General features: G+C 65.1%; 22 protein-coding genes. 16 read left to right on the top strand and 6 right to left on the bottom strand.

Annotation, left to right across the window (positions count from 1 at the left end; all coding sequences use genetic code 11):
* The first annotated feature begins 5 nt into the window (after positions 1-5).
* From GL325_RS11050 to GL325_RS11040, 3 genes are all read left to right on the top strand, one after another.
* Positions 6-989: an alpha/beta hydrolase gene (locus GL325_RS11050; protein ID WP_187769609.1), complete on the top strand. Its 984-nt coding sequence runs from the start codon at positions 6-8 to the stop codon at positions 987-989.
* Between the two features lie 77 nt (positions 990-1,066).
* Positions 1,067-1,627 carry a hypothetical protein gene (locus GL325_RS11045; RefSeq protein WP_187769608.1) on the top strand — a complete coding sequence of 187 codons (561 nt, stop codon included), beginning with the start codon at positions 1,067-1,069 and terminating at the stop codon, positions 1,625-1,627.
* A gap of 105 nt (positions 1,628-1,732) precedes the next feature.
* The gene (locus tag GL325_RS11040; protein ID WP_187769607.1) at positions 1,733-2,668 is read left to right on the top strand and encodes an adenosine deaminase; all 936 of its coding nucleotides are present in this window, start codon (positions 1,733-1,735) and stop codon (positions 2,666-2,668) included.
* A gap of 201 nt (positions 2,669-2,869) precedes the next feature.
* Here the strand turns inward: GL325_RS11040 and GL325_RS11035 are convergent, their stop codons facing one another.
* Together GL325_RS11035 and GL325_RS11030 are read right to left on the bottom strand one after the other, a co-directional pair.
* Positions 2,870-3,613, bottom strand: coding sequence for a nitroreductase family protein (locus GL325_RS11035; protein ID WP_187769606.1), 744 nt, complete (start codon positions 3,611-3,613; stop codon positions 2,870-2,872).
* Positions 3,614-4,082: 469 nt separating this feature from the next.
* A complete protein-coding gene (locus GL325_RS11030; RefSeq protein ID WP_187769605.1) occupies positions 4,083-5,249 on the bottom strand; it encodes a nucleotide sugar dehydrogenase in 1,167 nt (388 codons plus the stop codon).
* Between the two features lie 148 nt (positions 5,250-5,397).
* Here GL325_RS11030 and GL325_RS11025 point away from each other — a divergent pair, with 148 nt between their 5' ends.
* The 3 genes from GL325_RS11025 (at position 5,398) to GL325_RS11015 (ending at position 8,437) form a co-directional block, all read left to right on the top strand.
* A complete protein-coding gene (locus tag GL325_RS11025) occupies positions 5,398-6,504 on the top strand; it encodes a glycosyltransferase (protein WP_187769604.1) in 1,107 nt (368 codons plus the stop codon).
* 245 nt (positions 6,505-6,749) lie between these two features.
* A complete protein-coding gene (locus GL325_RS11020) occupies positions 6,750-7,529 on the top strand; it encodes a glycosyltransferase family 1 protein (protein ID WP_223111231.1) in 780 nt (259 codons plus the stop codon).
* A complete protein-coding gene (locus GL325_RS11015; protein ID WP_187769602.1) occupies positions 7,526-8,437 on the top strand; it encodes a glycosyltransferase in 912 nt (303 codons plus the stop codon). Before GL325_RS11020 ends, GL325_RS11015 begins: the two co-directional genes overlap by 4 nt.
* On the opposite strand, the gene GL325_RS11010 is transcribed toward GL325_RS11015, so the two are convergent.
* Entirely contained in the window at positions 8,434-9,888 is a 1,455-nt protein-coding gene (locus tag GL325_RS11010) for a lipopolysaccharide biosynthesis protein (protein WP_187769601.1), read from the bottom strand. The genes GL325_RS11015 and GL325_RS11010 overlap by 4 nt on opposite strands.
* Positions 9,889-9,952: 64 nt before the next feature.
* On the opposite strand from GL325_RS11010, the gene GL325_RS16120 reads away from it, so the two are divergent.
* From GL325_RS16120 to GL325_RS11000, 4 genes are all read left to right on the top strand, one after another.
* Positions 9,953-10,894, top strand: a complete 942-nt coding sequence (locus GL325_RS16120) for a glycosyltransferase family 2 protein (protein WP_369412548.1) — start codon at positions 9,953-9,955, stop codon at positions 10,892-10,894.
* A 53-nt stretch (positions 10,895-10,947) separates the two neighbouring features.
* On the top strand, positions 10,948-12,129 hold the full coding sequence (locus GL325_RS16115; RefSeq protein WP_187769599.1) for a polysaccharide pyruvyl transferase family protein: 1,182 nt from the start codon (positions 10,948-10,950) through the stop codon (positions 12,127-12,129).
* A 285-nt stretch (positions 12,130-12,414) separates the two neighbouring features.
* A complete protein-coding gene (locus tag GL325_RS11005; protein ID WP_187769598.1) occupies positions 12,415-13,506 on the top strand; it encodes a glycosyltransferase in 1,092 nt (363 codons plus the stop codon).
* 509 nt (positions 13,507-14,015) lie between these two features.
* Entirely contained in the window at positions 14,016-14,762 is a 747-nt protein-coding gene (locus GL325_RS11000) for an O-antigen ligase (protein ID WP_187769597.1), read from the top strand.
* Positions 14,763-14,777: 15 nt separating this feature from the next.
* Here GL325_RS11000 and GL325_RS10995 read toward each other — a convergent pair whose 3' ends face one another.
* A complete protein-coding gene (locus tag GL325_RS10995; RefSeq protein ID WP_255956079.1) occupies positions 14,778-15,491 on the bottom strand; it encodes a MerR family transcriptional regulator in 714 nt (237 codons plus the stop codon).
* A gap of 125 nt (positions 15,492-15,616) precedes the next feature.
* Between GL325_RS10995 and GL325_RS10990 the strand changes: the two genes are divergently transcribed.
* The 4 genes from GL325_RS10990 (at position 15,617) to GL325_RS10975 (ending at position 20,321) form a co-directional block, all read left to right on the top strand.
* Positions 15,617-16,126 (top strand): VanZ family protein, encoded by a 510-nt coding sequence (locus GL325_RS10990; RefSeq protein ID WP_187769596.1) that lies wholly within the window; start codon positions 15,617-15,619, stop codon positions 16,124-16,126.
* A gap of 103 nt (positions 16,127-16,229) precedes the next feature.
* Positions 16,230-16,742, top strand: a complete 513-nt coding sequence (locus GL325_RS10985) for a VanZ family protein (RefSeq protein ID WP_187769595.1) — start codon at positions 16,230-16,232, stop codon at positions 16,740-16,742.
* 136 nt (positions 16,743-16,878) lie between these two features.
* On the top strand, positions 16,879-18,093 hold the full coding sequence (locus GL325_RS10980) for an acetyl-CoA C-acetyltransferase (RefSeq protein ID WP_154597386.1): 1,215 nt from the start codon (positions 16,879-16,881) through the stop codon (positions 18,091-18,093).
* A gap of 35 nt (positions 18,094-18,128) precedes the next feature.
* A complete protein-coding gene (locus GL325_RS10975; RefSeq protein ID WP_187769594.1) occupies positions 18,129-20,321 on the top strand; it encodes a 3-hydroxyacyl-CoA dehydrogenase NAD-binding domain-containing protein in 2,193 nt (730 codons plus the stop codon).
* Between the two features lie 70 nt (positions 20,322-20,391).
* Here the strand turns inward: GL325_RS10975 and GL325_RS10970 are convergent, their stop codons facing one another.
* The gene (locus GL325_RS10970) at positions 20,392-21,900 is read right to left on the bottom strand and encodes a sugar transferase (protein WP_187769593.1); all 1,509 of its coding nucleotides are present in this window, start codon (positions 21,898-21,900) and stop codon (positions 20,392-20,394) included.
* A gap of 254 nt (positions 21,901-22,154) precedes the next feature.
* On the opposite strand from GL325_RS10970, the gene GL325_RS10965 reads away from it, so the two are divergent.
* Positions 22,155-22,679, top strand: coding sequence for an LPXTG cell wall anchor domain-containing protein (locus tag GL325_RS10965; RefSeq protein WP_187769592.1), 525 nt, complete (start codon positions 22,155-22,157; stop codon positions 22,677-22,679).
* Between the two features lie 87 nt (positions 22,680-22,766).
* Complete coding sequence (locus GL325_RS10960) at positions 22,767-24,512, top strand: DUF4012 domain-containing protein (protein ID WP_187769591.1); 1,746 nt, start codon at positions 22,767-22,769, stop codon at positions 24,510-24,512.
* Positions 24,513-24,526: 14 nt separating this feature from the next.
* Here GL325_RS10960 and GL325_RS10955 read toward each other — a convergent pair whose 3' ends face one another.
* Positions 24,527-25,054 (bottom strand): hypothetical protein, encoded by a 528-nt coding sequence (locus GL325_RS10955; RefSeq protein ID WP_154597391.1) that lies wholly within the window; start codon positions 25,052-25,054, stop codon positions 24,527-24,529.
* Between the last annotated feature and the right edge of the window lie 5 nt (positions 25,055-25,059).

The following is a 25,059-nucleotide window of genomic DNA, read 5'->3' as shown; positions in this document are numbered from 1 at the left end:
GGGCCGTGAGAATCGCGCGGCCGGTGGGTCGGTGGGTGCTTCGGGGCTTCCTGGTGCTGTTGGTGGCACTGCTCTCCGTCGGACTGTGGGCGCAGTTCAGCCCGCGGCCCGGAGTGTTCGTCATCAACTGGCTGTTCTCGCTGACCGACACCGGTGAGGTCAAGGGCATGTCGGCGACCGGCGTGACCGGTCGCACCGACCTCGCCTACGGCACGGGCAAGAACGAGACGTTCGACGTGTGGTCGCCCGAGGACCAGACGAAGCCGTTGCCGGCGATCGTGTGGGTGCACGGCGGCGCCTGGATCGGCGGTGACAAGTCGCAGCCCGCGCCGTACCTGCGGCTGCTGGCCCAGCACGGGTACGTCGGCATCGGCATCAACTACTCGCTCGCGCCGGACCACCACTATCCGCTGCCGCTGCGCCAACTCGGTGACGCGCTGCGGTACGTGCAGGAGAACGCGGACGAGCTGGGGGTCGACCCCGATCGCATCGTGCTGGCCGGCGACTCGGCCGGATCCCAGATCGCGGCCCAGTACGCGGCGGTGGTGACCAACCCGAAGTACGCGAGCGAGGTCGGCATCGAGTCCGCGCTCGAACCCGCCCAACTGCGGGGGACACTGCTGCACTGCGGGCCCTACGACCCGCCGATGGTGATGAACGCCGGCGGGGCGGGCGGCTGGTTCGTGCGCACGGTCGGCTGGGCGTACCTCGGGACGAAGGACTTCACCGATCCGCGAGTGAAGCAGGCGTCCATCGTCGACCACGCCACAGCCGCCTACCCGCCCACCCTGCTCAGCGGTGGCGACGACGACCCGCTGACCGAGCAGGGCCGTGCGTTCGCGAAGCGGCTGAAGGACCTGGGTGTCACACACGAGCCGTACTTCTTCCCCGGGCTGGGTCATGAGTTCCAGTTCGACCTGACGCGCCCGCAATCGCGCGAGGTGCTCGACGCCTCCATCGAGTTTCTGGGGCGTCTGGGACAAATGTGACAAAACGCGTCACAGGAGACGGTCCGCGTGGTCTCATGTATGACGGCGCAGGGGGCGCCGATGGAGGTGGAACACGAATGGCTTCGTGGTGGAGAGCGTCCAACCCAGAACTCGTCGTTGCGCCGACCGGCGCCCCGGCGATCGGATCGGTCCATGATCGGCGGTTCGTCGATCGCGAGCTCGTGCAGCCCGGCCCCAGCGGTCGCCTGTCACGCAAGCACGTCGCCGAGGTGCTCGGCGCCGTCGGTGACGTCGACCCGCTGAGCCTTTACGAGACCCGCATCGACGACGTCACACTCATCGACGGCCCGTCCGTGCACTGCTACTTCCGCTCCGAGGGTGACGTCGTGGTCGAGTCCGTCGACCCGGACGGCTGGCGCCGGTTCACCTTCGTGACCGCGCCGCGCGTGATGGCGCGCCTGGTCATCGACCTCGCGGCGATCATCCCCCGTGGCCCCGGCCGACTGGTCGCCTGCACGTTGGCCGAAGGCAGCGCGGTTCTGCTCTCGGACGGCATGAACGTGGTGCTGGGCGACCTGCCCGAGAGCCACGGCCCGGCGCACAACACCGTGCGCCTTGATCCGGAGGACATCCAGCTGCTGTTGCTGGCACGGCTGCGGACGCCGGCCCTGGCCTGAGCCACCGCACGTCGGGGGTGATGCCCACCCGGTCGGTAGCCTTGCGGGGAGCCCACGACGATCCTGTCGCGGGCTCGTGTCGCGCCATGGCGCCGAGAGGAACCGATGACCCTGTCACCTGCTGCCGAGCTCCACGTCCACATCGAGGGCACCCTCGAGCCTGAGCTCATCTACGAGCTGGCCGAGCGCAACGGCATCGACCTGCCGTACGCGGGTCTGGACGATCTGCGGGCACGGTACGAGTTCGACGACCTGCAGTCGTTCCTGGACCTGTACTACGCGAACATGCAGGTGCTGGTGACGGCGCAGGACTTCACCGACCTCGCGCTGGCGTACCTGCACCGGGCGGCGCAGGCGAATGTGGTGCGGGCCGAGTTGTTCTTCGATCCGCAGGCGCACCTGGTGCGCGGTGTCGAGCTGTCGACGGTGATGGAAGGGCTGGGTGCGGCCATCAAGCGGTCTCCGTCCGAGACGGGCGTCGAGGCGGCGCTGATCGCCTGCTTCCTGCGTGATCGTCCGCCGGCCGAGGCGGTCGAGGTGCTCTCCGAGCTGATCGCGATGGGTGCCCCGATCATCGGGATCGGCCTGGACTCGGCCGAACGCGACTACCCGCCGCGGCTGTTCAAGGAGGTCTTCGACCTGGCCGCCGAGCACGGGCTGCACCGGGTGGCGCACGCGGGCGAGGAGGGCCCGGCCGACTACATCCGTGAGGCGCTCGACGTGCTGGGGGTCGAGCGCGTCGACCACGGTGTGCGTTGCCTCGAGGATGACGACCTCGTCGAGCGGCTCGTGCGCGACCAGGTGCCGCTGACCGTCTGCCCGCTGTCGAACGTGCGCCTGAAGGGCGTCGCGCGGATGGAGGAGCACCCGCTCAAGCGCATGCTGCAGCTGGGCCTGAACGTCAGCGTCCACTCCGACGACCCGGCGTACTTCGGCGGCTACCTCGACGACAACGTCACGGCCGTGCGCGATGCGCTGGGACTGACGCCCGAGGACCTGGAGACGCTGGCGGCGAACTCGCTGGCGTCGGCGTTCCGCTGACGGTCAGTGCCGATGACCGCGGTCATCATGTGCTCGGGGTAGTCGGCGAAGTTCGCGCGCAGCTTGCTCGCCTCGGCGGCACCGGAGTCGGGAGCAGTACCGGGATGCCGGCGACTCGCCGCCTCGACGACGGTGCAAGTCGATGCGGAGGTCGAGGCCCACCTCGGTTGCGCCAGCACCGCTTCATGCGAGCCCCGGAACTCAGCGGTGGTGCTGAAAGATCTCAGAAACGGGGCGTTGAGGGGAACGAGCGACTCGATGATTGAGCGACGGATATCCGACCGCGATGAGAACGATCACGTCTTCTGTCGGCGGAATCCCGGCAGCTTCGCGAAGAGCATCCGTGCGAGCGTGTGTCTGGGACCAGTTCAGGAAGCAGGTGCCGAGACCCAGAGCATGCAGGACCCATACCAACGTCATGGAGAAGAGGCCGCCGTCGACCCAACGCTGGTTCCGTTCGCCCGGCCCGGCAAAAGCCGAGCGTTTTTCCGTGATCACGAACAACCCCGGCACCGTATGGCCAAATCCGGAGTTGCCGTTCTGCAAGGAGAGCAACGCGTCGATCGTGTCGCGAGAGTCGAAGTAGTGAGCTTTGAACGATCTCCGATTGCAGACGGAGGGGGTGGTACCAGCGAACTGCACAGCCTGCTGAATCAGGGGGTCCGGGACTGGGCGGGTAACGTCAAAGTTCCTGACGCTCCGCCGGGTTGTCACGAACCTCGTGATCGCGTCCAGGGGAATCTCCTCTAACGACGACTCGGCCCGCGGTGTTGTCTCGTCGGAGATCTCGCCCGTGGAGTTGAAACGGTCGAGCGCTTCGATCGCGGACATCGCTGGCGCGAGACTCGAGAGTTCCTGGCCTCCGGACTCAGCGATCGAGACCAGAGCGGCGAGTTCTTCGCGTCGCTCGATACCGTATGGACGCCGGGGTTTCGGGAAGGTCATCCCCTTCTCCAGAGCGTGATAATGGACGACAATCCGAGAGGACAGTGCCTCTGAATTGTCCCGGCGGGGTGTCCCAGCCTTGAGGTCACTCTCCCAGAGGGTGGATGCGGCATAGTCACGGAAGTCGCGGAGGAATTCCCGGCCGAGAGCCAAACCCTTGTAGGTCCTAACGGCCCAGAGTGGGGATACTGCTCGGATCCGCGCCTTAAGTCCCATTGCACTCCCTTTGCGTAGTTACAACTGTGCGGAGCGCGGCGAAGTGAAACCCGCTCTATTGCTCGCGATGGTCCTCATACTAGGTCGTGAGACAATACGCCCCGATGGGTGGATTGAAAGCTGCTCGGTGATTCGGCTCACGGATGTTGGCGCCGGTTAAGCGTCCCCTGATGAACAAGCGTTGCCTCGACTCTTACCCGAGTCCTCGCGTCCGCCGCTTCTCCGCCTAAGGATTCCCTCGCTGCAATTGAGGTCAGTCGCGTCCGTAGACGTCGCGCGTGTAGACCTTCGCGCTGACGTCGTCGAGCTCGTCGCTGACCCGGTTGGCGATGATGACGTCGGCGGCCTCCTTGAAGGCGTCGAGATCCTTGATGACGGTGGCGCCCTCGAACTCGTCGTCATCCCAGGACGGCTCGAAGATGACCACCGGCACGCCGCGGCGCTTGATGCGGGTGATGACGCCCTGGATGGCCGAGGCGCGGAAGTTGTCCGAGCCGGTCTTCATGACGAGGCGATAGACGCCGACCGTGCCGGGGTTCTGGCGCAGGATGTCCTCGGCAATGAAGTCCTTGCGGGTGCTGTTGGACTCGACGACGGCGGTCATGAGGTGCTCGGGGACGTCGGTGAAATTCGCGCGAAGCTGCTTGGTGTCCTTGGGCAGGCAGTAGCCGCCGTAGCCGAAGCTGGGGTTGTTGTAGTGCTGGCCGATGCGCGGGTCGAGGCCGACGCCCTCGATGATCTGGCGGGCGTCGAGGCCCTTGAGCGACGCGTACGTGTCCAGCTCGTTGAAGTAGGCCACGCGCAGCGCCAGGTACGTGTTGGCGAAGAGCTTGATCGCCTCGGCGGCGTCCGAGTCGGTCAGGAGGACGGGGATGTCCTTGGCCTCGGCGCCCTCGACGAGCAACTTGGCGAACACCCGGCCAGCCTCGCCCTGGTCGCCCACGACAATGCGCGAGGGGTGCAGGTTGTCGTACAGCGCCCGGCCCTCGCGCAGGAACTCGGGCGAGAACATGATCGAGGCGCCGGGATGCGCCGCGCGCAGGCCGGCGGTGTACCCGACGGGGATGGTCGACTTGATGACGATGTGCGCGTCCGGGTTGGCCGCCAAGGCCGTCTTCACGACCTCCTCGACTGACCGCGTGTCGAAGTAGTTGGTCTCGGGATCGTAGTCGGTGGGCGTGGCCACGACGACGTAGTCCGCGCCGGCGTACGCCGCCTCGGCGTCGAGCGTCGCGTCGAGCGACAGCGGGTGCGAACGCAGGTACTGCTCCAGCTCGGCGTCCTCGATGGGGGAGTGCCCCGCGTTGACGAGCTCGACCTTGGCCGGGTCGATGTCGACGAGATGGACGTCGTGGTTCTGAGCGAGCACCACGGCGTTCGAGAGCCCGACGTACCCGCTACCGGCGACGGCGATCTTCATGGGGGTAAGCGTAGGTGACGCGGGCCTCAACCTGCGCGGATGCTGCCCATCGTCGTGCCTCGTCCCCGGGCTGTGTGTCCCGACGCTCAGGAGCAGATGCGCTGGCCGCTAGCATGGCGCCCACTGTTTCGGTGATGGAGGGAGCGAGATGACCACTCTGCTTGCGCATGAGTGGCTTGCGCCGATTGGGGGTTCCGAGAACGTCTTCGAAGAGCTCTCCCGGGTCCTGCCGAGTGCTCAGCGGATGTGTCTCTGGAACGACGCCCCTACGCGGTTTGGTGCAGACGTGAGGGAGACCTGGCTGGCGCGGTCGCCACTACGTCGTTCCAAGGCCTTGGCCTATCCGTTTCTTGCGGACGCTTGGAATCGAGTAGACATAAGTGGCGTTGATCGCGTCGTCGTGAGTTCTCACGCCTCATCGCACTACTTAGCTTCGCGCGCGGCCGAGTCCGGGATCCCGTCATTTGCGTATGTCCACACGCCACCCAGATACGTTTGGGCTCCGGAGTTTGATGAGCGAGGGCAGTCGGCTTTGGCGAGAGCCGGGCGCGGAGTGTTCAAGAGACTGGATCGGAAGCTGACCTCCCGGCGGGTCTCCTTTGCAGCGAACAGCCACTTCGTTCGGACGCGCATTCAGGATGCTTGGGGTATCGACGCGCGCGTGATTTACCCTCCCGTTGACGTGGAGGGGATCCAGGCGGTAAACGACTGGCGAACTGAGATTACTGATGAGGCGGAGATCCGGGTAATAGGTGCCTTGCCCGACCAATTTGTGCTTGGCGCATCGCGCCTGGTCGAGTACAAACGGCTTGACGTCGCCATCGAGGTTGGGGAAGCCCTAGGACTTCCGGTCGTCATCGCCGGATCAGGGCCATTCGAGGCGAGGTTGCGTGAGCTCGCGAGGGTTAGCAGCGTCCCTGTGACCTTCCTGGGGCGCGTAAGCACGCCAGCTCTGTACGCGCTGTATCAGGCTGCTGCGCTATTTGTATTCATGGCGATCGAGGACTTCGGGATCATGCCGGTCGAGGCTATGGCACTTGGTACGCCGGTCTTGGTCTCTGGAGTAGGTGGAGCACGTGAGAGCGTCGAAGCTGTCAGGGGCGGCGCCGTGCTAGAACCGGGGCAGCGCGTAGAAGGACTCGATCTCCGGGTGAGCGATGACATGAAACACAGGACGCTCGAATTCTCTCGGTCGTCGTTTGGTCGCGCGGTTCGCTCCTGGCTGACTGAACCCGAGGAGTCTGGCGTCGCATGACTACGGCAGTCATCAACGGCGCATTCCGGCCGCAACGCGTTACAGGCCAGCAACGGTACGCGCGTGAGATCGCGGATCGATTGATTCGGGATTACGGAGTGGATGAGCTCTCGATAAGCAGTGCTGCCGGTCCATTGAGCGCTTGGCTGCAGTCGCAAACTCTGAGCTTCCGAAACCGAGATCCAGAAGCCGTATTGCTGACTCTCACCAGCCGTGGTCCGATTTGGGCACGGCGGCAAGTGATCGTGGTCCACGACCTCTTCGTTCTCACGAATCCCGAGTGGTTCTCGCGGAAGTACTCCATTACGCACGCACCGGTCCTGCGCGCTCAGATGGCGAGCGCCGCCGCAATTGTGACCGTGAGCCCCGTTGTCGCGGAGCAGGTTTCCGGGCTGGTCGGAAGGAGCAAGAGGGTAGTGGTCGCTCCCAACGCGCCGGCGGATGAGTTTCTACGTGCTACTCCTGCCGCTTCGGTGAAGGTGCCGAGCGAGGTGGGCGAACGTCCGTTCATGCTCTGCGTAGGGAGCATGGACCCGAGGAAGAATCTTCGCCTTCTTATTGACGCTTATGCGGGTCTTCCTGTTTCTGTCCGCAAAGAGGTGCGGCTGGTCCTCGTCGGAGCCAAGTCTGGAAACTTCTCCAGCGCCGCCACAGCAAGTGGGACGGATCCGGAGGGTGTCATCAGGCTGGGATACGTGTCGGACGTTGAACTGGCCACTCTCTATAGGGCGGCTGAGGTGGTGCTCTTTCCTTCGTTGGCAGAGGGTTTCGGGCTGCCGATCGTGGAAGCGCTCGGCGTCGGTGCTCGGGTCATCGCGAGTGACATTCCTGTCTTTCGCTGGGTCGGAGGTGACATGGTCACCTTTGTCGACCCCCATAGCGAAAAGGGCTGGCGCACGGCGATGCAGAGGATTGCTGACGGCGGCGGACACGTATGCGAGGGACCCCATCGCCGCGAACTCGCGGGCCGGTTCTCTTGGGATGCGAGTGCCGCTCGGATCATGGACTTGGTGACGGGACTATGACCAACGTGCGGGACACGAACGTAGTGGCCGTTGTTCTGAACTGGCGCGACACTGCCAGGACAATCGCCTGCGCCGAATCCCTGACGGCGCTTCGCGAAGTGTCGTTGGTCGTCGTTGTCGACAACGAGTCGGACGGTGAACTGGCAGAGCGAGTGGGAACCTCTCTCTCGCCTGTCCTTGCGTCCAAGTTGCGAATCGTGCCGGTCGCGGAGAATCGCGGTTTTGCTGGTGGTGTAAATGTTGCTCTGCGTATCGAGGAAGTTCGATGCGCCGACATGGTGCTTGCCATCAATAACGACGCCGTGCTTGGGCGCTCGGCCTTGGTGCGTCTGCGTGATGCATTGGTGAGTCACCCAGCGGCTGGTGCGGTCGGTCCTATCGTCCGCAATGTGGATGGCACCGTCCAGAGCAAGGGCGCGGCGCTCACGCCGACGGGACTACGAATCTCCCAAGTTGCCACTTCCCCCGATTACCTAACCTGGGCCTGCGTCCTTCTCAGGGGCCAGGCTATGCGTGAGGTGGGACTCCTGGATGAACAGTTCTTCATGTACTGGGAGGACTACGACTACGGACTTCGGTTGAAGTCGGGCGGCTGGGGACTCCTATTAGTCGAAGATGCGGATGCCGTCCATGAGTTGTCGGCCTCCGGGTCGTCAGCAGGAAATCTCTTGCGCACCTATTACGCGGAGTCCCTGCTCTTATTCGCCATCAAATGGCGAGCGAACCTTGGCGTACGGCCATGGGTACATTTCGCTGCCATCCTGGGTTCACGTGTTGCCCGGCGTGACGGAAGGGGACTTCTTGCGCTCCTTGCGGCTATCCCATCCACGTTCAGGTACGTCGGTGCATGCCGGTCCGCGGAGGGAGCGACACCTCGCTGGGCGCTTCGGCCGCAGAAGAACTCCTAGGAACGGACGAGGCGCTTCAGGTCTGCAGCGGCTCCCCTGCTGGATGGGAAAACCAAGATGGATGCCGACGTGACCGTGATCGCTGCCGCCAGCCCGGCAGCTAACCCTCCGGCAGTCCCGGCCCACTCGCCAACCAGCCGTTCGCAGAGCGATCCAGCAATGAACCCGAGCCCGCCAGAGACGAGCAGTTTTCCGCCGTTCAGCAAGAACCTCACAGCGGGGAGCTCAACGGTACGGCCCAACCAGAAGAGGTTAAGAAGCCAACTGAACGCGAGTCCGGCTGAGTATCCAGTTGCTACGCCGTGGAGTCCGTAGAGCGAACCGACACATACAAGAGCAATCACCATGGGCTTGGATACGAGGTTGTACCTAAGCAGTTCCCTCGGTTTTGCGTGTACAAGGAACGCCCAATAACTCACGTAGGAAAGTACGTTGAAGCAACCTCCGACAGCCAAGATCGCAAAAATGGGAGCTGTCCGTTCCCATCCAGGTCCAAGTAGCAGGTCCACCAGCGGACTGGCGACGGCGGCTGTCGCCGCGAAGACGACGACTCCGGGGGCACCCAGCAGAAACTGGAGCTTCAGGAGTATCTCGTTCCTCTCGCGGGGACCTCTTTCTCTAGCGTTGAAAGTTGGAAGCGCCACCTGAGTCAGCGGGCCGAGAAGCCGGGATATCGGCGCGGTTAGCAACTGAAACGCCCGATTGTAGTAGCCAACCTCTGCGGGCCCCAGTGCTGCACCGATAACGATGGTGTCTACGTTGGCAGATGCGAAGGTCAGCACTTGCGAAGCACCAATGTGGGCACCGGCTCGGACTGTCTCAAGAGTGCCGGCTCCACGGGCGGGTCTCGCAGGGAGCCAACGCGCCACGCTGGTGCGGAGCAAAAGTAGCGCTATAGATGCCATGACTGCCTGCGCGACGAGCGCCCAGTAACCGCCGCCAGCAACCGCAATCCCTATTGCCGCGACGAGCGCCACGACCTGCGCCAATAGATCCGTGAGATTCAGTGCGAGAAACCGCCCCGCCCGGGCGAGTTGCACCTGTAACTGCACCTGGAGGCCATTGAGAACAAGTGTGAGAGCTAGGGCAGGCACGAGCGGTGTTAGCCGGGGCTCGTCGTAAAGTGCGGCGAGCAGCGGGGTGGAGGCTATGACGAGAACGGCTGCTGCGCTGCCTAGGAGTGCATTGACCCAGAACATGTTGGATGCCTGCTGATGCGAGAGCTCTCTAGCTTGCAGGGCGGCAGTGGGCATACCAAAGTCACGGAGCAAATCTCCGAGCGCCAGAGCGACGGTGACCATAGCCACCAAGCCAAAGTCATCTGGGTCCAGGAGGCGCGACAGGACTACCAAGGAGACGAGTTGGAGCAAGGTTTTCGACAACTGGGCGATCACCGTTATCCCGCCGCCACGAAGTCCTCGTTTGGCGTTTGATGTTGCCACGCTGGCCATCTTCGCAGAGTTCCTCGGATCGAATGGAAACGGTCGCTGGGTCCCCGTCCAGTACGGTTGCCCGGTGCCTTCCAATACCGGAAAACAAAGCCCGGCGTCAGTCGGGACGGGGGTTGATCTACCGGTTGTCGTCGCCGTTTGTACGTTTCGTCGCCCGGTGCTTCTGGCTGCCCTCCTTGAAGCTCTCACTTCGCAACTGGATACGAGAACACGGATAGTCGTCGTAGATAACGACCATGCGGGATCCGCAGAACGCGTAGTCAGGGAATTCTCGGGCGTCGCCTATGTCTTGGAGGGCCGACCAGGGGTCGCAGTCGCTCGCAACAGGGCGCTCCGAGAGCGGCGGCCGGGCGAAGCCATTGCATTTATCGACGACGATGAAATTCCCTCTTCGCAGTGGCTCGAGAACTTGCGGTCTTGCATGGGAGAGAGTGGCGGCGATGCGGTCGGGGGACCAGTGCTAACTCGGTACGCCTCCGGAGTCCCGTGCTGGGTCAGGCGGACGGGAATTCACCAGCGTTCTGAGCGTCCCGCGGGGCCCACCGGCCACCTCGCAACCAACAACGTATTGGTGGCGCCGAGCGCCTTCGAGAAGATGCCAGACCCCACATTCTCCCTTGAGTTCAACTCCACTGGCGGCGAGGACACCGATTTCTTTGATCGTCTGATCGCAGCGGGCGGGAGAACACACTGGTGCCCCAGCGCGACCGTCGAAGAAGTGGTGGAGCGGGATCGGTCGAATCTCCGCTGGATTTTCTCGCGCGGTGTCCAGACGGGCGTCACCTCGGCCCGTCTCGCAGCGAGAACAAAACCCCGGATACTCGTCGCCGCAAAGGGAGGAGCGCGATTCCTTCGCGGGGCTTGCCTACTGATTGCATCCCTCGGTCTGAACTTTGGATTGATTCGTTCAGCGATACTGGACCTCAGTAACGGGTTCGGCACGCTAAAGGGAAGTCTGGGGTTGACGAAGGACTATTACGGAGCCGGTAGTTCGGGTCACGAATAACAGGCGAGCTGTCCCCACGTCGGTTTCCCTGGCGCCTTCGCTACTGTGAGGTTATGGACGTTGCCCAGCAGTCCAAGCGCCGCGTCTTGATACGGACTTTGATGCGGACAACGACGCCCGAACACCTGAACTATGGCGGATTGCTGCAAGCTTGGGCTCTCCAGCAGGCTGTACGTGGGTTGGGGTACGAATGTGCGACTGATGAGTCGAGACCCGACGTGCCAATTCGCCCCCGAAGTCGTCTGTTGGCCAGAACGGTCGTGAAGGCCGCGCCGCCTGCCTTAGTCCCCATGAAGTTCGCTCGCAATCAGTTAGAGGCAGAGTTGAATGAGAGGCTCCTCAGGTTTGGCCTTCAGAACTTGGAACGGGTCCGGGTTTTCGGGCGGGACGGGCGTCTTGATGAGGACGCCCTCGACGATTTCGACGCATGGGTAGTCGGTAGCGACCAAGTTTGGCGGAGTGACTACGGCGACGTGTTGAGCTACCTCTTGGACTTTCTTCCCAAGTCGTTCGCTGGCCCCCGGGTTGCTTATGCGGCCTCGTTCGGGTCGGCCGAGCCGTCTGAGGAATCTGCGGCCCTCTCGCGGAGCGCCGGAGAGGCGGCCCGAAGGTTAACGGCCGTATCAGTCCGAGAAGATTCGGGCATTGACGTGACCCGTGAACTGTGGGGCGTCAAGGCAGAACGGGTCTTGGATCCGACTTTGTTGTTGTATCCGCACGACTATTCTGAGCGACTTTCGATTGAAACGCCTGAGGCAGCGCGTGGCGCTGTTGTCTCTTACGTCTTAGACCCTGACCAGCGAAAGCGAGCGTTCACCGAGGACCTGGCGAACGGTCTGGGTCTTGAGAGTTACCAAATGCTCCCGCCTCCGCCGCGTAGTTACGCCGCGTTTGTCGCTGATCGCGAACGCTATTTGCGCCCATCCGTGGAGGCGTGGATTGGTGCGATTGCCAACGCCGATTGCGTACTGACGGATTCGTTTCACGGTTGTGCCTTCGCCATTCTCTTTAGCCGCCCTTTTTTGGTGGTCCCAAACCACCAGAGGGGCTTGGCGCGATTCGAATCGCTCCTGCAGTTGGTCGGGCTCACGGACCGTTTCATCGGTGAGGGAGATGTCAGCAGGCAGATGCGTCGGCCTATCGACTGGGGGCAGGTACGGGCTTCGCTCGAAGCAGACCGACTTCGATCGATGGAGTTCCTTGGGTCGGCACTCAACTCACCGTCCCGACTTTAGGGGCACTCTTTGGTCTCTTGGGACTGCGAATGTGCCGCCCCATAGGCTTGCCGCATGGGACACGGTATCCAGCCAGTGGTCGGACGGGACCTGTATCGGCTGCGGTGCGTGCTCCTCCATGACCGGCTGGGCCGGCACGGCGCAGATCGGGACGAAGGGGACATATGAATAGGACATCTCCGGTGCTAGTGCCGAGTATCGCCGATTGTTCAGTGTTGCGCGCCATGGCGCGCGTTGCTGATCGTCGTCTCGTCCGCACCGTCAGGAAAGATTGGCGATGAGTGAATGACTGAGGAGCCCTCCGAGGGCGCGCTTAGAGTTTACGACGGCCTCCGCACGGCCCACTTGGAGAGGCTGCAGTGCCGCCAGCTCGGGAGTCTCTACTACCGCAAGACGAGCTACGACTTTGACGAGGATCTCGCGCGCAGGATGGGCGCGAGGAGGTTGGGACGTCTTGGCATTTTGGCAGGCGTCATTCGTTCTCGGTTCGCGGTGGTTCATGTGAACGAGCCATTGGACATGTATTGCTGGCCTACAACCTTGGTTGTCTATTTGGGGGTTGTGATTCGTCGCTTCGTCCTGCGACAACCCGCCATGGTCGTCACCTATGCCATTGAGAACAAGGATCTGGAGCGCGCGCTCGCTTTCCGCTTTCCTCGCTTACCTCGTGCGCTCGTTCGGGCTGCCGCTATCAGCGTCCCCTACCTGCTCGTGCGGTTCTCGGATCGAATCGCCTTTGGAACGCCGGCAGCCTTGGAGAATTATCGAAGGCTCCCTGGAAACCCACTCAAGCGAGTCTGCAACACGCTCATCGTGGGGACAGCCACGGTCTGCAAAGCATGTGACGCGGAGAAGAAGCGCGCGGGGAGCGTGGTCTTCCTGGGAGCCTTTGACGAGCGCAAGGGCGTGATTCCCTTCATGGAAGCCGTTGAGAGCATCAATGCAGATCTTCGGGTGGAGGTGCTTGGGAAGGGGCCTCTCGTCGACAGGGTGCTTGAGATGTCCACGGGTGATTCGCGCATTTGCGTCAGACAGGACCCCGATCGCGCGACCATTCACGACGTCCTTGCGTCGACCCGAGTATTGGTGCTCCCATCTGTGTCGACCGGAGAGTGGGTCGAGCAGATCGGCCTACCGATCGTGGAGGGACTTGCGCACGGTTGCGTAATCGTGACTACTCGCGAGACGGGCCTATCCCCCTGGCTGGAGGAGCATGGGCACGTTGTGATCAACTCGGCGAGCAGGACTGAACTCGCAGCAGCGATTCTTGCCGCGCTTCAAACTTCGAAGGCACCCTCGGAGGTCTTGATGGATCTGCCTGAGAAGGACCCGCGGCTCGCTGCTGACGACTGGCTTGAGGCTACGCCGTGGATGTGAGCCGAAGAACGCCGCCGACCACCTCCACAACTGATTCGGACCGCCAGCGGGTCGCGCGACGTGGCTGTGACCGGACCCTTGTTCTCATCTTGGTCGGACTCGCTCTGATCGGTCCCAGTGCCGGGTCCGCCTGGTTGGGGGTGTTGGCAGCGCTTTCTGGGGCGGCAACGTTCAATTCCCTCGTTCGGACCCATCGCGCGGGCTTGCGGGTGCATCGAGGGCCGGCGCTGTGGTCAGCGCTTTGGCTGACCGGCACATTTGTGATCGCCACTACGATCCATTCGCCCTTAACCGACGCTGCGGGTCAATTGCTGCTCTGGTTGCCGGTGGTGTGCGCTGTCCTCGCGCTGGAAAATGGATCGCCCCACAGTGTGTCTCGATTCGCGTGGGCTCTTGCCTCGATTGGCGTTGTTCAAGCAATAGTCGCGATCACGCAGTACACCACCCTGTGGCCCATGTGGGGCGGGTTCTTGGGCACCGGTCGAGGCCCCATTGTGGGAGTCAACAACGTGCTCCCTGAACTGGCGGGGCGGACAATTGGCACACTGTCCCACCCGATTGTCCTTGGTTCGGTCGCTGCACTTGTCATCCTCGTCCCGCTGACCACCGGATTCTCGCGAAGGCCGTGGTGGCGTCTTACCTGTCTAGCCGCCGGCGTGGTTGCGCTTTGCTTGTCGGGCACTCGTAGTGCGCTGATTGTCGTAGTGGTCGCGATCTTCGTCCAAGCGCTTCGAGGAAGGACGATCATCTCAGGAGTGTCAGGGAGAATCTGCCTGACGCTGCTGGCACTGTTCTCCATCACCTTGGTGGACTTTAGAGAACTGCGCGTGATCAGTTCCCTAGAAGGCTCGTTGTCGCTCATAAACCGGCTGGGTTCGTGGCGGGTCCTCATGACGGTATTCGAAGAGTCCCCGGCCGACCTACTGGTGGGCTTGGGCGCGAACGCCAACGAGATCTTGGCGCGAGAAGGCTACCTAGCAACCAGTCTCACGTCCGCTATCGACAACGCTTTCGTGTCGACCCTGCTGTCCGGCGGGCTTTCCGCGGTCCTCGTCTTGATCTTCATCTCTGTCCGAGCGTTGGCGAATTCCGATGCCCTTGCGTCCGGTCTGGCCTTGGTGTCTGTCGGGATGATGTTGTCGTTTGACGTGCTCTTCTGGCCGGTGCCTACGCTGGTGCTTCTCGTGGCGTCCTTCCGTCCAAGGCAGACCAAGCCTGAGGAGCCCACGGCGGCGAGTTCGCCTGACGCTTGGTGAGACAGCGAAGTTGACTCAGCTGCGTCGCCGAACGGTCTCCCGCTTCTGCTCGTCAATTGCCTGCTCGTAGGCGGTAACCAGCGCCTGAATCGTCAGTGGTTTGAACCGCTCGATCATCGCGGTCGTGGCTTCGGGCGGCTGCCCGGAAGACTTGAGGTGAGGCCACACTTGATCGCGGAAGAGCGCGGTCAGTTCGTTGGCCAGTGCCGTGCCGTGGGCAAGGATGACTTTCCGCGCCGCATGGGCAGCATCGATCGGCAGCTCTGCATCGAGGAACCCGATGCCCACGGCGAGGTGGGCCGGCGCCAGTCGGAAGACGTCTTCGTCGGGCGTGGGCTCGATGACGCCGAGAGCGATCAGTAGCTCCAGGTCGTCGTCAGAAAGTTCACGGCCGGCGCGCTTCTCCAGCGCGGGGCGTTCGACCGTTTCCGGTAGATCAGGCATCCACGGAGCCAGCAGGGTCCGGTGGAGCGCCACTTGGTCGGGGCTGGAGTCGGATGGGATCTTCTCGAGATATCCCTCGATGGCCTGCAAGGTGAAGCCGTGTGCTTGGAGCTCCCGAACCAGCTCGAGCCGGGCGATGTGGTCGGCTCCGTAGTACCCGTTGCGGCCCTCGCGTCGCGGTGGGGGGATGAGGCCCCGCCCTGCGTAGAACCGCACGGTTCGCACGGACATGCCGACGCGCTCAGCAAGCTGCTCGATGCCGATCGACTCCACGGGCTCGTTCACGGTCACGAGACTAGTGGGAGCCGTGAGTTGCCCTGATACACAGGGGAAAACCACTGCGATGGAGGTCACTTCGTTGATCCACGAAAGCACTCAACCGGCAGAAAAAGCGTTCTTACGCTGGCCGCATGGGTGCACACCGCCGACCGCCTCTCGCGCTTGCCTTCGTGGCTGCGTACGTCGCGGTGTTGGCGGTGGTGGGGTGGTGGCCGCGGCAGGTCGACGCGGATGTGGGGATCGTTCACTGGTCGCCCGTCCAGACCATGGCGCGGCTCGTGACGGTCCAGCCCGCTGAAGTCCTCGCGGGTGTCGAAGTGGCCGCCCATGCGGCGCTCTTCGTTCCGGTCGGCGTCTTCATCGCCTTGCGATGGCGACGGGCCTCCGCAGGCACGGCCGTGGTCGTCGCCTCAGCGCTGGCTCTCGCCATCGAGACCGTGCAGTGGATCGCGCCGATCGACCGGACTGCGTCGGCCGTCGATCTGGTGGCCGACGTCGCAGGAGGTCTCCTGGGTTTTGTCGCCGTGCGAGCCGTGACGCATCACCCGAGGGCGGGCGCGACGATCGTCGGGGGACTCGTCGTGATCGTTCTCGGCGTGGCGGCGGTGCTCATTTGGGGAATGGCCGTATCGACGGCCTGATTTCGCTCCGCTCGCGAAGGGCGCGGCTGGCCGGCGCGGGCAGCGACGAAGGTCACGCCCCGGGCCCCGCCTGCGAAGCAAGGGCCGTCCCTAGGCTGGGCCGATGGAGTCCCCGCCCCGGCCGCACGGTCCCGTGCTCGTCCTGGCCGGGGCCTACGCCGTGCTGCTGGCGCTGGTCGGACTGTGGCCCGATCACGTCGACTCCGGCCTGGGGCTGGTCGACCAGCCGGTCGTGCGTGCGCTCGCCGAGCTCCTGACGGTCACTCCGACGAGGTTGGTCTCCCTCGGCGAGGTGCTGGCCAACCTGTTCCTGTTCGTGCCGGTCGGCGTGGTCGTCGCGTATGGATGGCCCCGGGCCCGCCTGTCCGTGGCGGGCATCGCCGCACTGGCCATCTCCGCGGTGATCGAGACCGTGCAGTGGGCGGCCCCCATCGACCGGACGGCCTCGGCGCTGGACCTCGTCGTCAACACCGCCGGTGGCTGCTTGGGCTTCGTCGTCGTGCAGGCGGTGAGCGGTCGCCAGCGGGCGCAGTGGTGGGTGCTGGGCAGTCTGACGGCGATCGTCCTGGCGGTGTGCGCGGTGCTGGTCTGGGGACTGGTCGCCACCGGGTCCTGAAAGGTCGGGGCGGACGGCACGTGGGACCCTCGCGCGACTTGGGTTCAGGGTGAAATACTGGGGTCCTGTGGCCACTCTGACAGTAATGGTGTCAGAATCAGCGCCAACTGCTTTTCTTCCGGCTGTGAGGACATCCATGACCGAGGCATTCATCTACGACGCCATCCGTACCCCTCGTGGGCGCGGCAAGAAGACCGGGTCGCTCCACGAGGTCAAGCCGATCTCGCTGGTCAACGGCCTGCTCGACGAGATGCGGGTCCGCAACCCCGATCTCGATCCCAACCAGGTCGACGACGTGATCCTGGGCGTCGTCTCGCCCGTGGGTGACCAGGGCGCCGACATCGCCCGCACCGCTGTTCTGGCCGCCGGCTTCGGCGAGCAGGTCGCCGGTGTGCAGCTGAACCGCTTCTGCGCCTCGGGCCTGGAGTCGGTCAACCAGGCCGCCGCCCGCGTGAAGTCGGGCTGGGAGGACCTCATCGTCGCCGGTGGCGTCGAGTCCATGAGCCGTGTGCCCATGGGATCTGACGGCGGCGCCTGGGCGATGGACCCCAAGACGTCGCTCGACACCGGCTTCGCGCCCCAGGGCATCGGCGCCGACCTGATCGCCACGATCGAGGGCTACAGCCGCGAGGACGTCGACACGTTCGCCGCCGAGTCGCAGGCGCGCGCCGCCAAGGCGATCGCCAACGGCTACTTCGACAAGTCGATCGTTCCGGTCAAGGACCTCAGCGGTCTGACGATCCTCGATCACGACGAGTTCGTCCGCGAGGGCACCACCGTCGAGTCGCTGTCCGGCCTCAAGCCGTCCTTCGCCGACATCGGCGACCTCGGTGGCTTCGACGCCGTTGCGCTGCAGAAGTACGTGGACGTCGATCGGATCAACCACGTCCACCACGCGGGCAACAGCTCGGGCATCGTCGACGGCGCCTCGCTGGTGCTGATCGGCAACGAGCGTGCCGGTGAGCGTCACGGGCTCAAGCCGCGTGCGCGCATCGTCTCGACCGCCGTCATCGGCTCCGAGCCGACGATCATGCTGACGGGCCCCGGCCCCGCCTGCCGCAAGGCACTGGACAAGGCCGGCCTGTCGATCGAGGACATCGATCTGCTCGAGATCAACGAGGCCTTCGCCGCCGTCGCGCTCAAGCTCATGCGCGACCTCGACGACTTCCCGCACGACCGCACCAACGTCAACGGCGGCTCGATCGCGATGGGCCACCCGCTGGGTGCGACCGGCGCGATGATCCTGGGCACGCTCGTCGACGAGCTGGAGCGCCGCGAGAAGCGCTACGGCATGGCCACGCTCTGCATCGGCGGTGGCATGGGTATCGCCACCATCGTCGAGCGCATCTGATCCGACCGACCCGAACACACCACGAAGGAATACGCATGACCACGACTGACGCGGTGCGCTACGAGGTCGAGAACGGCATCGTCACCTTGACGATGGACGATCCGGACCAGAGCGCCAACACGATGAACGAGACCTACCGCGCCTCCATGGAGGCCGCGGTCGACCGTCTCGCCCGCGAGATCGCCGACGACGGCGACTCGATCAAGGGCGTCGTCGTCACCAGCGCGAAGAAGACCTTCTTCGCCGGTGGCGACCTCAAGCTCATGACCCAGGCCACGCCGGACGACGCCCAGGCGCTGTTCGACAACGTCGAGTCGATCAAGGCCACGCTGCGCAAGCTCGAGAAGATCGGCAAGCCCGTCGTCGCGGCCATCAACGGCGCCGCGCTCGGTGGCGGCCTCGAGATCGCCCTGGCGTGCCACCACCGCATCGCGGCGGAGGGTCGCTACGAGATCGGCCTGCCCGAGGTGTCGTTGGGCCTGCTGCCCGGTGGCGGCGGCGTCACGCGCACCGTGCGCATGTTCGGCATCCAGGACGCGCTGATGAACGTCCTGCTGCAGGGCCAGCGCAACAAGCCCGAGAAGGCGCTCAAGATCGGCCTGATCGATGAGATCGTGCCGGCGGGCGAGCTGATCGTCGCGGCGCGTGCGTGGATCGAGTCCAACGCGGGCAACGAGGAAGCGGCCTCGCAGCCGTGGGACCGCCCCGGCTACAAGATCCCCGGCGGCACGCCCAGCAACCCCAAGCTGGCGGCCTTCCTGCCCAGCTTCCCGGCCAACCTGAAGAAGCAGCTCAAGGGTGCGCCGTACATCGCGCCGCGCCACATCATGAGCGCTGCGGTCGAGGGTGCCCAGGTCGACTTCGACACCGCCAGCCGGATCGAGTCGCGCTACCTGGTCAACCTGCTGATCGGTCAGCAGTTCAAGAACATGACGCAGGCGTTCTTCTTCGACCTCGGCGCGATCAACGCCGGTGGCTCCCGTCCCGCGGGTGTCCCCGAGCGCAAGGCCGAGAAGCTGGCCGTGCTGGGCGCCGGCATGATGGGCGCGGGCATCGCCTACGAGGCGGCGCGTGCGGGCATCGAGGTCGTCCTGAAGGACATCAGCATCGAGGCTGCCGAGAAGGGCAAGAGCTACTCGGACAAGCTGCTGACCAAGCAGGTCGAGCGCGGTCGCCTGACGCAGGAGAAGAAGGACGAGATCCTCGGCCGCATCCAGCCCACGGCCGACTACGCCGACCTGGCCGGCTGCGACTTCGTCGTCGAGGCCGTCTTCGAGTCGGTCGAGCTGAAGCACAGCGTCTTCGGTGAGCTCGAGCCCATCGTCAACGGCGATGCCCTGCTCGGCTCGAACACGTCGACGCTGCCGATCACCACGTTGGCCGAGGGCGTCCAGCGTCCCGAGGACTTCATCGGCATCCACTTCTTCAGCCCGGTCGACAAGATGCAGCTGGTCGAGATCATCGTGGGCGAGAAGACGTCGGACGAGGCCCTGGCCCGCGCGATCGACTTCACGAAGCAGATCCGCAAGATCCCGATCGTCGTCAACGACAGCCGCGGCTTCTTCACCTCGCGCGTGTTCGGCACGCTGGTGATGGAGGGCGTCGAGATGCTGGCCGAGGGTGTCGACCCGATCCGCATCGAGCGCGCCTCGCAGCTGGCCGGCTTCCCGGGCCAGCCCTTGGCGATGTCCGACGAGGTCTCGCTGACGCTGCAGCAGAAGATCGAGGGCGAGGCCCGCAAGGCGGCCGCCGCCGAGGGCAAGGAGCTGCCGGTCACCCCCGCGATGGAGGTCGTCAACAAGATGGTCGAGCTCGGTCGCGCGGGCAAGGCCGCCGGCGCCGGCTTCTACGAGTACCCCGAGGGCGGCAAGAAGTTCCTGTGGCCCGAGCTGTGGGACCTCTTCGTCAAGGAGGGCGCCGACGTCCCGCTCGAGGACATCAAGGAGCGCCTGACGTTCATCATGGCTCTCGAGACGATCCGGTGCTTCGAGGAGGGCGTCATCCGCCAGGTGGCCGACGCCAACATCGGCTCCATCTTCGGCATCGGCTTCCCGCCGGTCCACGGTGGTGCGCTGCAGTACGTCAACGGCTACGAGTCCGCCGCCGGCGAGATCGGCGTCAAGGCGTTCACCGAGCGTGCGCAGCAGCTGGCCGAGAAGTACGGCGAGCGCTTCAGCCCGCCGGCCCTGCTGATCGAGAAGGCCGAGAAGGGCGAGAAGTTCGCCTGATCCGCACCCAGTGACGACGAAGCCCCGGTCCATCGGACCGGGGCTTCGTCGTGTGTCTGTTGGGTGATCCTCAGACAGCGCCGTCCTTGGCCAGCACGGCCTTCAGGGTGCGCGCCAGGATCTGCAGATCGCCCATCAGCGACCAGTTCTCGACGTAGTGCATGTCCAGCTGGATCGCCTCCTCCCACGTGAGGTTGGAGCGACCCGACACCTGCCACAGGCCCGTCATGCCGGGGCGTACCCGCAGCCGCCGCCAGTCGCTGTGGCGGTACAGGGCGACCTCGCCCTCGCGTTGCGGGCGGGGCCCGACGAGGCTCATCTCGCCGCGCAGCACGTTGATCAGCTGGGGCAGCTCGTCGATCGAGTACCGGCGGATGATCTGGCCGATCTTCGTGATGCGCGGGTCGTCCTCGACCTTGAACAACGGGGCGTCGGCGGTGCCCTGGGCCTCCAGCAGTTCGCGCAGTTCGGCGTCGGCGTTCTCGCGCATCGAGCGGAACTTGATCATGGGGAACGGGTCGCCGTTGCGGCCGACCCGCTCCTGCCGGTAGAAGATCGGGCCGGGGCTGGTCAGTTTCACGCCCAGGGCGGTGACGAGGAAGACGGGTGAGGCCAGCAGCAGGATCACGGCAGCACCGATCCGGTCGAAGACCAGCTTCGGCCAGTTCCCCGCCTCGGCGTACTGCGGCTTCTTCACGTGGACGAACGGCATGCCGGCGACAGTCCTCATGCTGATCCGCGAACCGGCGACGGCCACCAGGTTGGGCGAGAGCATCAGGTCGATGCCGGCTGCCTCGAGATCCCACGTCAGGTCCCGGAGTCCGTGGTGCCCCAGTTCGTCGGTGGAGGAGACCACCACCATGTCGGCGGCCGCCAGCTTCAGCGCCGACTGCAGCGACTCAGCCCCGCTGATGGCGGGGATGAACCGCTCGCCGATTCGGATTCCTTCGAGTCCGGCGTGACCGCCGGGACGCCACACGCCCGTGACATCGAGGCCGGCATGCGCATGCCGCGAGAACCAGCCCGCGATCTCGTTCGCCGACTCCGGAAGTCCGACGACGAGGACACGCTTGACGTTCTGGCCCCTGCTGAACTGGCGCTCGCGCGCCTTCCGCCAGGTGCGGCGCGAGAAGAGCAGCCCGACCAGCCCGAGGGGGAACGCGACGGCGAGGTATCCCCGCGAAAGGTTGAGCTCCAGCAGCAGGGCGATGATCGCGAGGACGCCGAACGTGGTGACCGTGACCCGCACGATCCGCTGGTACTCGTCGCTGGAGCCCAGCACGTTGCGGCTCCGGGTCGCGCCCAGGCGCAGGCCGAACCACCACACGAACGCCAACAGGACGCCGAACTTGGTGTAGCCGATGCCGAACTGCGGCTCGATGGTGTCGGCGTCAGGGCCCAGCCAGAGGTACTCGGAGGCCACGACGGCGGTCACCAGGATGACGAAGTCGGCGATCGCGATCCGTTGGACGTGTCTTCGGTGGGCAGCGCCGACGGCGCCGACCCGGTGTGGACGATGTGGTGCCGTGCTCCCGAGGTCGTCGGCGGTGGAGGGTTCTCTTCCGCTGTCGACTGTCACCTTGGTGACGATAAACCGTGCCAGGGTGCTCTTGACAAGTCTCAGGAAGAGAGTCCGGCAGATGATACGGGTGGGACCAATTGTTACAAGGGGGAAACCTGAGAAGTGTGATGTGAGTCACTCTGTTCGACAGAGCCGACCATCTCTGGTTGCATGGTACTCATCCCGCACCATTACTTTTATCGAGGGGAACCACTCAGATGGTCCTGAAAATGCTACGCCCGTTCACTCTTCTGATCGGATTCGGGGCCCTGATGGTTCTCGCCCTGGCCGGTCCCGCATCCTCCGAGGGCTATGGCGATCCCGCCATCGTCCAGGACGGTGCCGCCGAGGTCGCCGAGCCCGGCGCGCCCTTCACCGTCAGCTTCTCGTCCAACGTCGAGTGCGCCTGGTCCTCCAGCTTCGACGGCCAGACCGGTGCCACGGCTGTCGGCTTCGACTACAGCGCCACGTTCACCGCGCCCACCGAGCCCGGCACGTACGAGGGCACCGTCGTGTGCCGCTTCTCCAACGCCGGCCCGTTCCGTCCGGTCGCCTACAGCGCCGACGCCACGTACGCCGCCGGTCGCGACCAGGTGAGCACCCAGACCTTCACCGTGGTCGTTGACGGCGATGCTGCCAACGGCGGTGACGACGACACCGCGGGTGCGGGCGACAACAACAACGAGGGCGCCCTGGCCGACACCGGTGGATCCAACTGGCAGCTGCTCGCCGTCGGCGCCGGCCTGCTGGTCGTCGGTGGCGGGGTCGCCGTGGCCGCTCGACGTCGCAAGTCCTGAACACTCATCACCGCCGGCTGACCAGTCGGCACTCCTAGGATGGCCGCCATGTTCTCTCGGATCACATGGCGGTCTCCTGCTGTCTGGGTGACCACCGGATTCGTGCTGGCCGTCGTGGCCTTCGCGCTGGTGCCGTTCGGGCTGGAGGCGCGCACCGTGGCCTCCAGCCTGCTGCGGGCCCAGGATGAAGCCACGCGCGTCAAGGATCAGCTGGCGGCCGGCGATGCCGACGGGGCTCGCGCCTCATTGGCTCGGCTCCAGTCCGACAGCGCCGAGGCGCACCGGCTCAGCCGGGGCGGCATGTGGGACGCCACCGCGAAGATCCCGTGGCTCGGCCGCAACGTCGAGGCGGTCCAGATCACCTCGGCGTCGATCGACGACATCGCCGCCCGCGGGCTGCCGCCCGTCGTCGAGGCCGGATCAGCGCTCTCGGCCGACAGCTTCAAGCCGCGTGACGGCAAGATCGACGTCAAGGCCCTGGCCGCTCTGGCCCCGGCCGTGGCTTCGGCCAGCGGCGTGTTGGAGCAGAACGCCGACCGGATCGGTGCGATCGAGGCCGAGGGTCTCGTCGGTCCGCTGGTGCGTCCCGTGCTGGACCTGCAGCGTCAGATCGACGAGGCCGACCGCGCCGCCGACGCCGCCAGCCGCGTGATGGCCCTCGCGCCGGCCTCGCTCGGCGCCGACGGCGAACAGAACTACCTGCTGGTGTTCCAGACCAACGCCGAGATCCGCTCCACCGGTGGCATGGGTGGCGTGTTCGTGCTGCTCAGCACCGAGGACGGCAAGCTGACGCTCAGCGCGCAGTCGAGCTCCGACGAGCTCAACTTCGGAACCGATGGCTCGCGCCTGGCCGACGCCGAACTCAGTGACGACGAGGAGCAGGCGTTCGGCACGATCATGGGACGCGACGTCCGCTCGTCCAACATCAGCCCCGACTACCCGCGCGTCGCCCAGATCTGGGCCGACCGCGCCGAGGCGGCCTACGGGGTCGATGTCGACGGCGTGATCAGTCTGGACGCCATCGCCATGTCGTACGTGCTGCGCGGCGTCGGGTCAGTCGACGTCGGCACGGGGGCCAAGCTCACCGCGGACAACGCGATCGACCGCCTGCTGAACGGCGTCTACCTCGAGTACGAGGACCCCGCCGATCAGAACGCCTACTTCGAGGCGGCCACCGGCCGCACCTTCGAGGCCGTGATGAACGGCCGCGGTGACTGGACGCAGGTCGTCTCCTCGCTGTCCTCCGCCGTCAAGGAGCGTCGCCTGCAGGTGTGGTTCCGCGACAAGGACCGCCAGAAGGTCATCGCATCGACGGCCGTGGCCGGCCGGGTCACCCAGCCGGACGAGACGCCGCACGTCGGTCTCTACATCACCGATTCGGCCCAGTCGAAGATGCAGTACTACCTGCGGTACGACACCCGCGTGAAGGCCACGACCTGCTCGGCCGACCGGCGCCAGACCATCTCGGTCACGACGTCGTTCCGCAACCAGTTCAGCGGCAACCCGAAGAAGGCGCCCTGGTACATCGTCGGTCGCGGCAACCGCACCGAGAAGGGCAACCAGCTGCTGACCTACCGGCTGCTGACGCCCAAGGGTGGCAAGGTCACCGGCTTCACGATCGATGGCGCCGAGCAGTACCTGGCGTCCAGCAAGGTCACCTACAAGGACCGCGCCGTCCAGTACGGCACCCTGACGGTGCCGCCCGGGGACGAGATCTCGGTGACGTGGCAGGTCCAGACGGCGCCGGGCGCCGTCGCGGACGCGCGCTACTTCGAGACGCCGGGCATCGACACGTCCAGCAACGACGTCCGAGTGCCGAGCGCATGCCGGTAGCGCGAGGCGCGTCCTCAGCCCTCGAGGCGGCCGAGGACCTCCGCGATCGTCCGGACCGCGGTCTCGATGCGTGCGGCGACCTCGGCATGGACCTCGGTCGGCTGTCCGATCGGGTCGATCAGGTCGACGTCGCGCGGGCCGCGCGAGCGCTCGGTTGCCGCTGCGGCGACCAGGCCGGCGAAGTCCGTGGCCTCGACCTGCGTGCACAGCGCGGCGAACTCGACCAGCGTGAAGGTGCGCCGCAGGGCGCGCGGATCCAGGTCGAGCACATCGGCCCGATGCGCCCGCGTGGCGGTCAGCACCAGATCGGCCGCCGTGACCAGGTCGCGCTTCAGTTGGCGCGCGGTCCGCTCGGGCACGGGCACGTTCCGGGCGCGCAGTTGGGCGGCCGACTCGGGATCGATGGGCGTGCCGCGCGGTGCCATGACGCCGGCGCTGGCCACCTCGAACCGCGTCGGGTCCAGCAGCTGTGCCAACATCGCTTCCATCACCGGGGATCGACAGACGTTCGCGGTGCAGACGACCAAGATCCCGTGACTCACGGGCA

It is taken from the genome of Aeromicrobium sp. 636, from assembly GCF_024433585.1.
Lineage (GTDB): Bacteria > Actinomycetota > Actinomycetes > Propionibacteriales > Nocardioidaceae > Aeromicrobium > Aeromicrobium senzhongii.
The sequence above is the reverse complement of the archived record's forward strand: the minus strand, read 5'-3'. Positions and strand labels throughout refer to the sequence as shown.

Excerpts from the sequence above, each read along its gene's own strand:
- GL325_RS10990 (WP_187769596.1), top strand. The coding sequence starts at position 15,617 with ATGGGTGCACACCGCCGACCGCCTCTCGCGCTTGCCTTCGTGGCTGCG.
- GL325_RS11030 (WP_187769605.1), bottom strand. The coding sequence starts at position 5,249 with ATGAAGATCGCCGTCGCCGGTAGCGGGTACGTCGGGCTCTCGAACGCC.
- GL325_RS11045 (WP_187769608.1), top strand. The coding sequence starts at position 1,067 with ATGGCTTCGTGGTGGAGAGCGTCCAACCCAGAACTCGTCGTTGCGCCG.
- GL325_RS11035 (WP_187769606.1), bottom strand. The coding sequence starts at position 3,613 with ATGACCTTCCCGAAACCCCGGCGTCCATACGGTATCGAGCGACGCGAA.
- GL325_RS10965 (WP_187769592.1), top strand. The coding sequence starts at position 22,155 with ATGGTTCTCGCCCTGGCCGGTCCCGCATCCTCCGAGGGCTATGGCGAT.
- GL325_RS11005 (WP_187769598.1), top strand. The coding sequence starts at position 12,415 with ATGACTGAGGAGCCCTCCGAGGGCGCGCTTAGAGTTTACGACGGCCTC.
- GL325_RS10980 (WP_154597386.1), top strand. The coding sequence starts at position 16,879 with ATGACCGAGGCATTCATCTACGACGCCATCCGTACCCCTCGTGGGCGC.
- GL325_RS16115 (WP_187769599.1), top strand. The coding sequence starts at position 10,948 with ATGGACGTTGCCCAGCAGTCCAAGCGCCGCGTCTTGATACGGACTTTG.
- GL325_RS11025 (WP_187769604.1), top strand. The coding sequence starts at position 5,398 with ATGACCACTCTGCTTGCGCATGAGTGGCTTGCGCCGATTGGGGGTTCC.
- GL325_RS10975 (WP_187769594.1), top strand. The coding sequence starts at position 18,129 with ATGACCACGACTGACGCGGTGCGCTACGAGGTCGAGAACGGCATCGTC.
- GL325_RS11015 (WP_187769602.1), top strand. The coding sequence starts at position 7,526 with ATGACCAACGTGCGGGACACGAACGTAGTGGCCGTTGTTCTGAACTGG.
- GL325_RS11040 (WP_187769607.1), top strand. The coding sequence starts at position 1,733 with ATGACCCTGTCACCTGCTGCCGAGCTCCACGTCCACATCGAGGGCACC.
- GL325_RS11010 (WP_187769601.1), bottom strand. The coding sequence starts at position 9,888 with ATGGCCAGCGTGGCAACATCAAACGCCAAACGAGGACTTCGTGGCGGC.
- GL325_RS10985 (WP_187769595.1), top strand. The coding sequence starts at position 16,230 with ATGGAGTCCCCGCCCCGGCCGCACGGTCCCGTGCTCGTCCTGGCCGGG.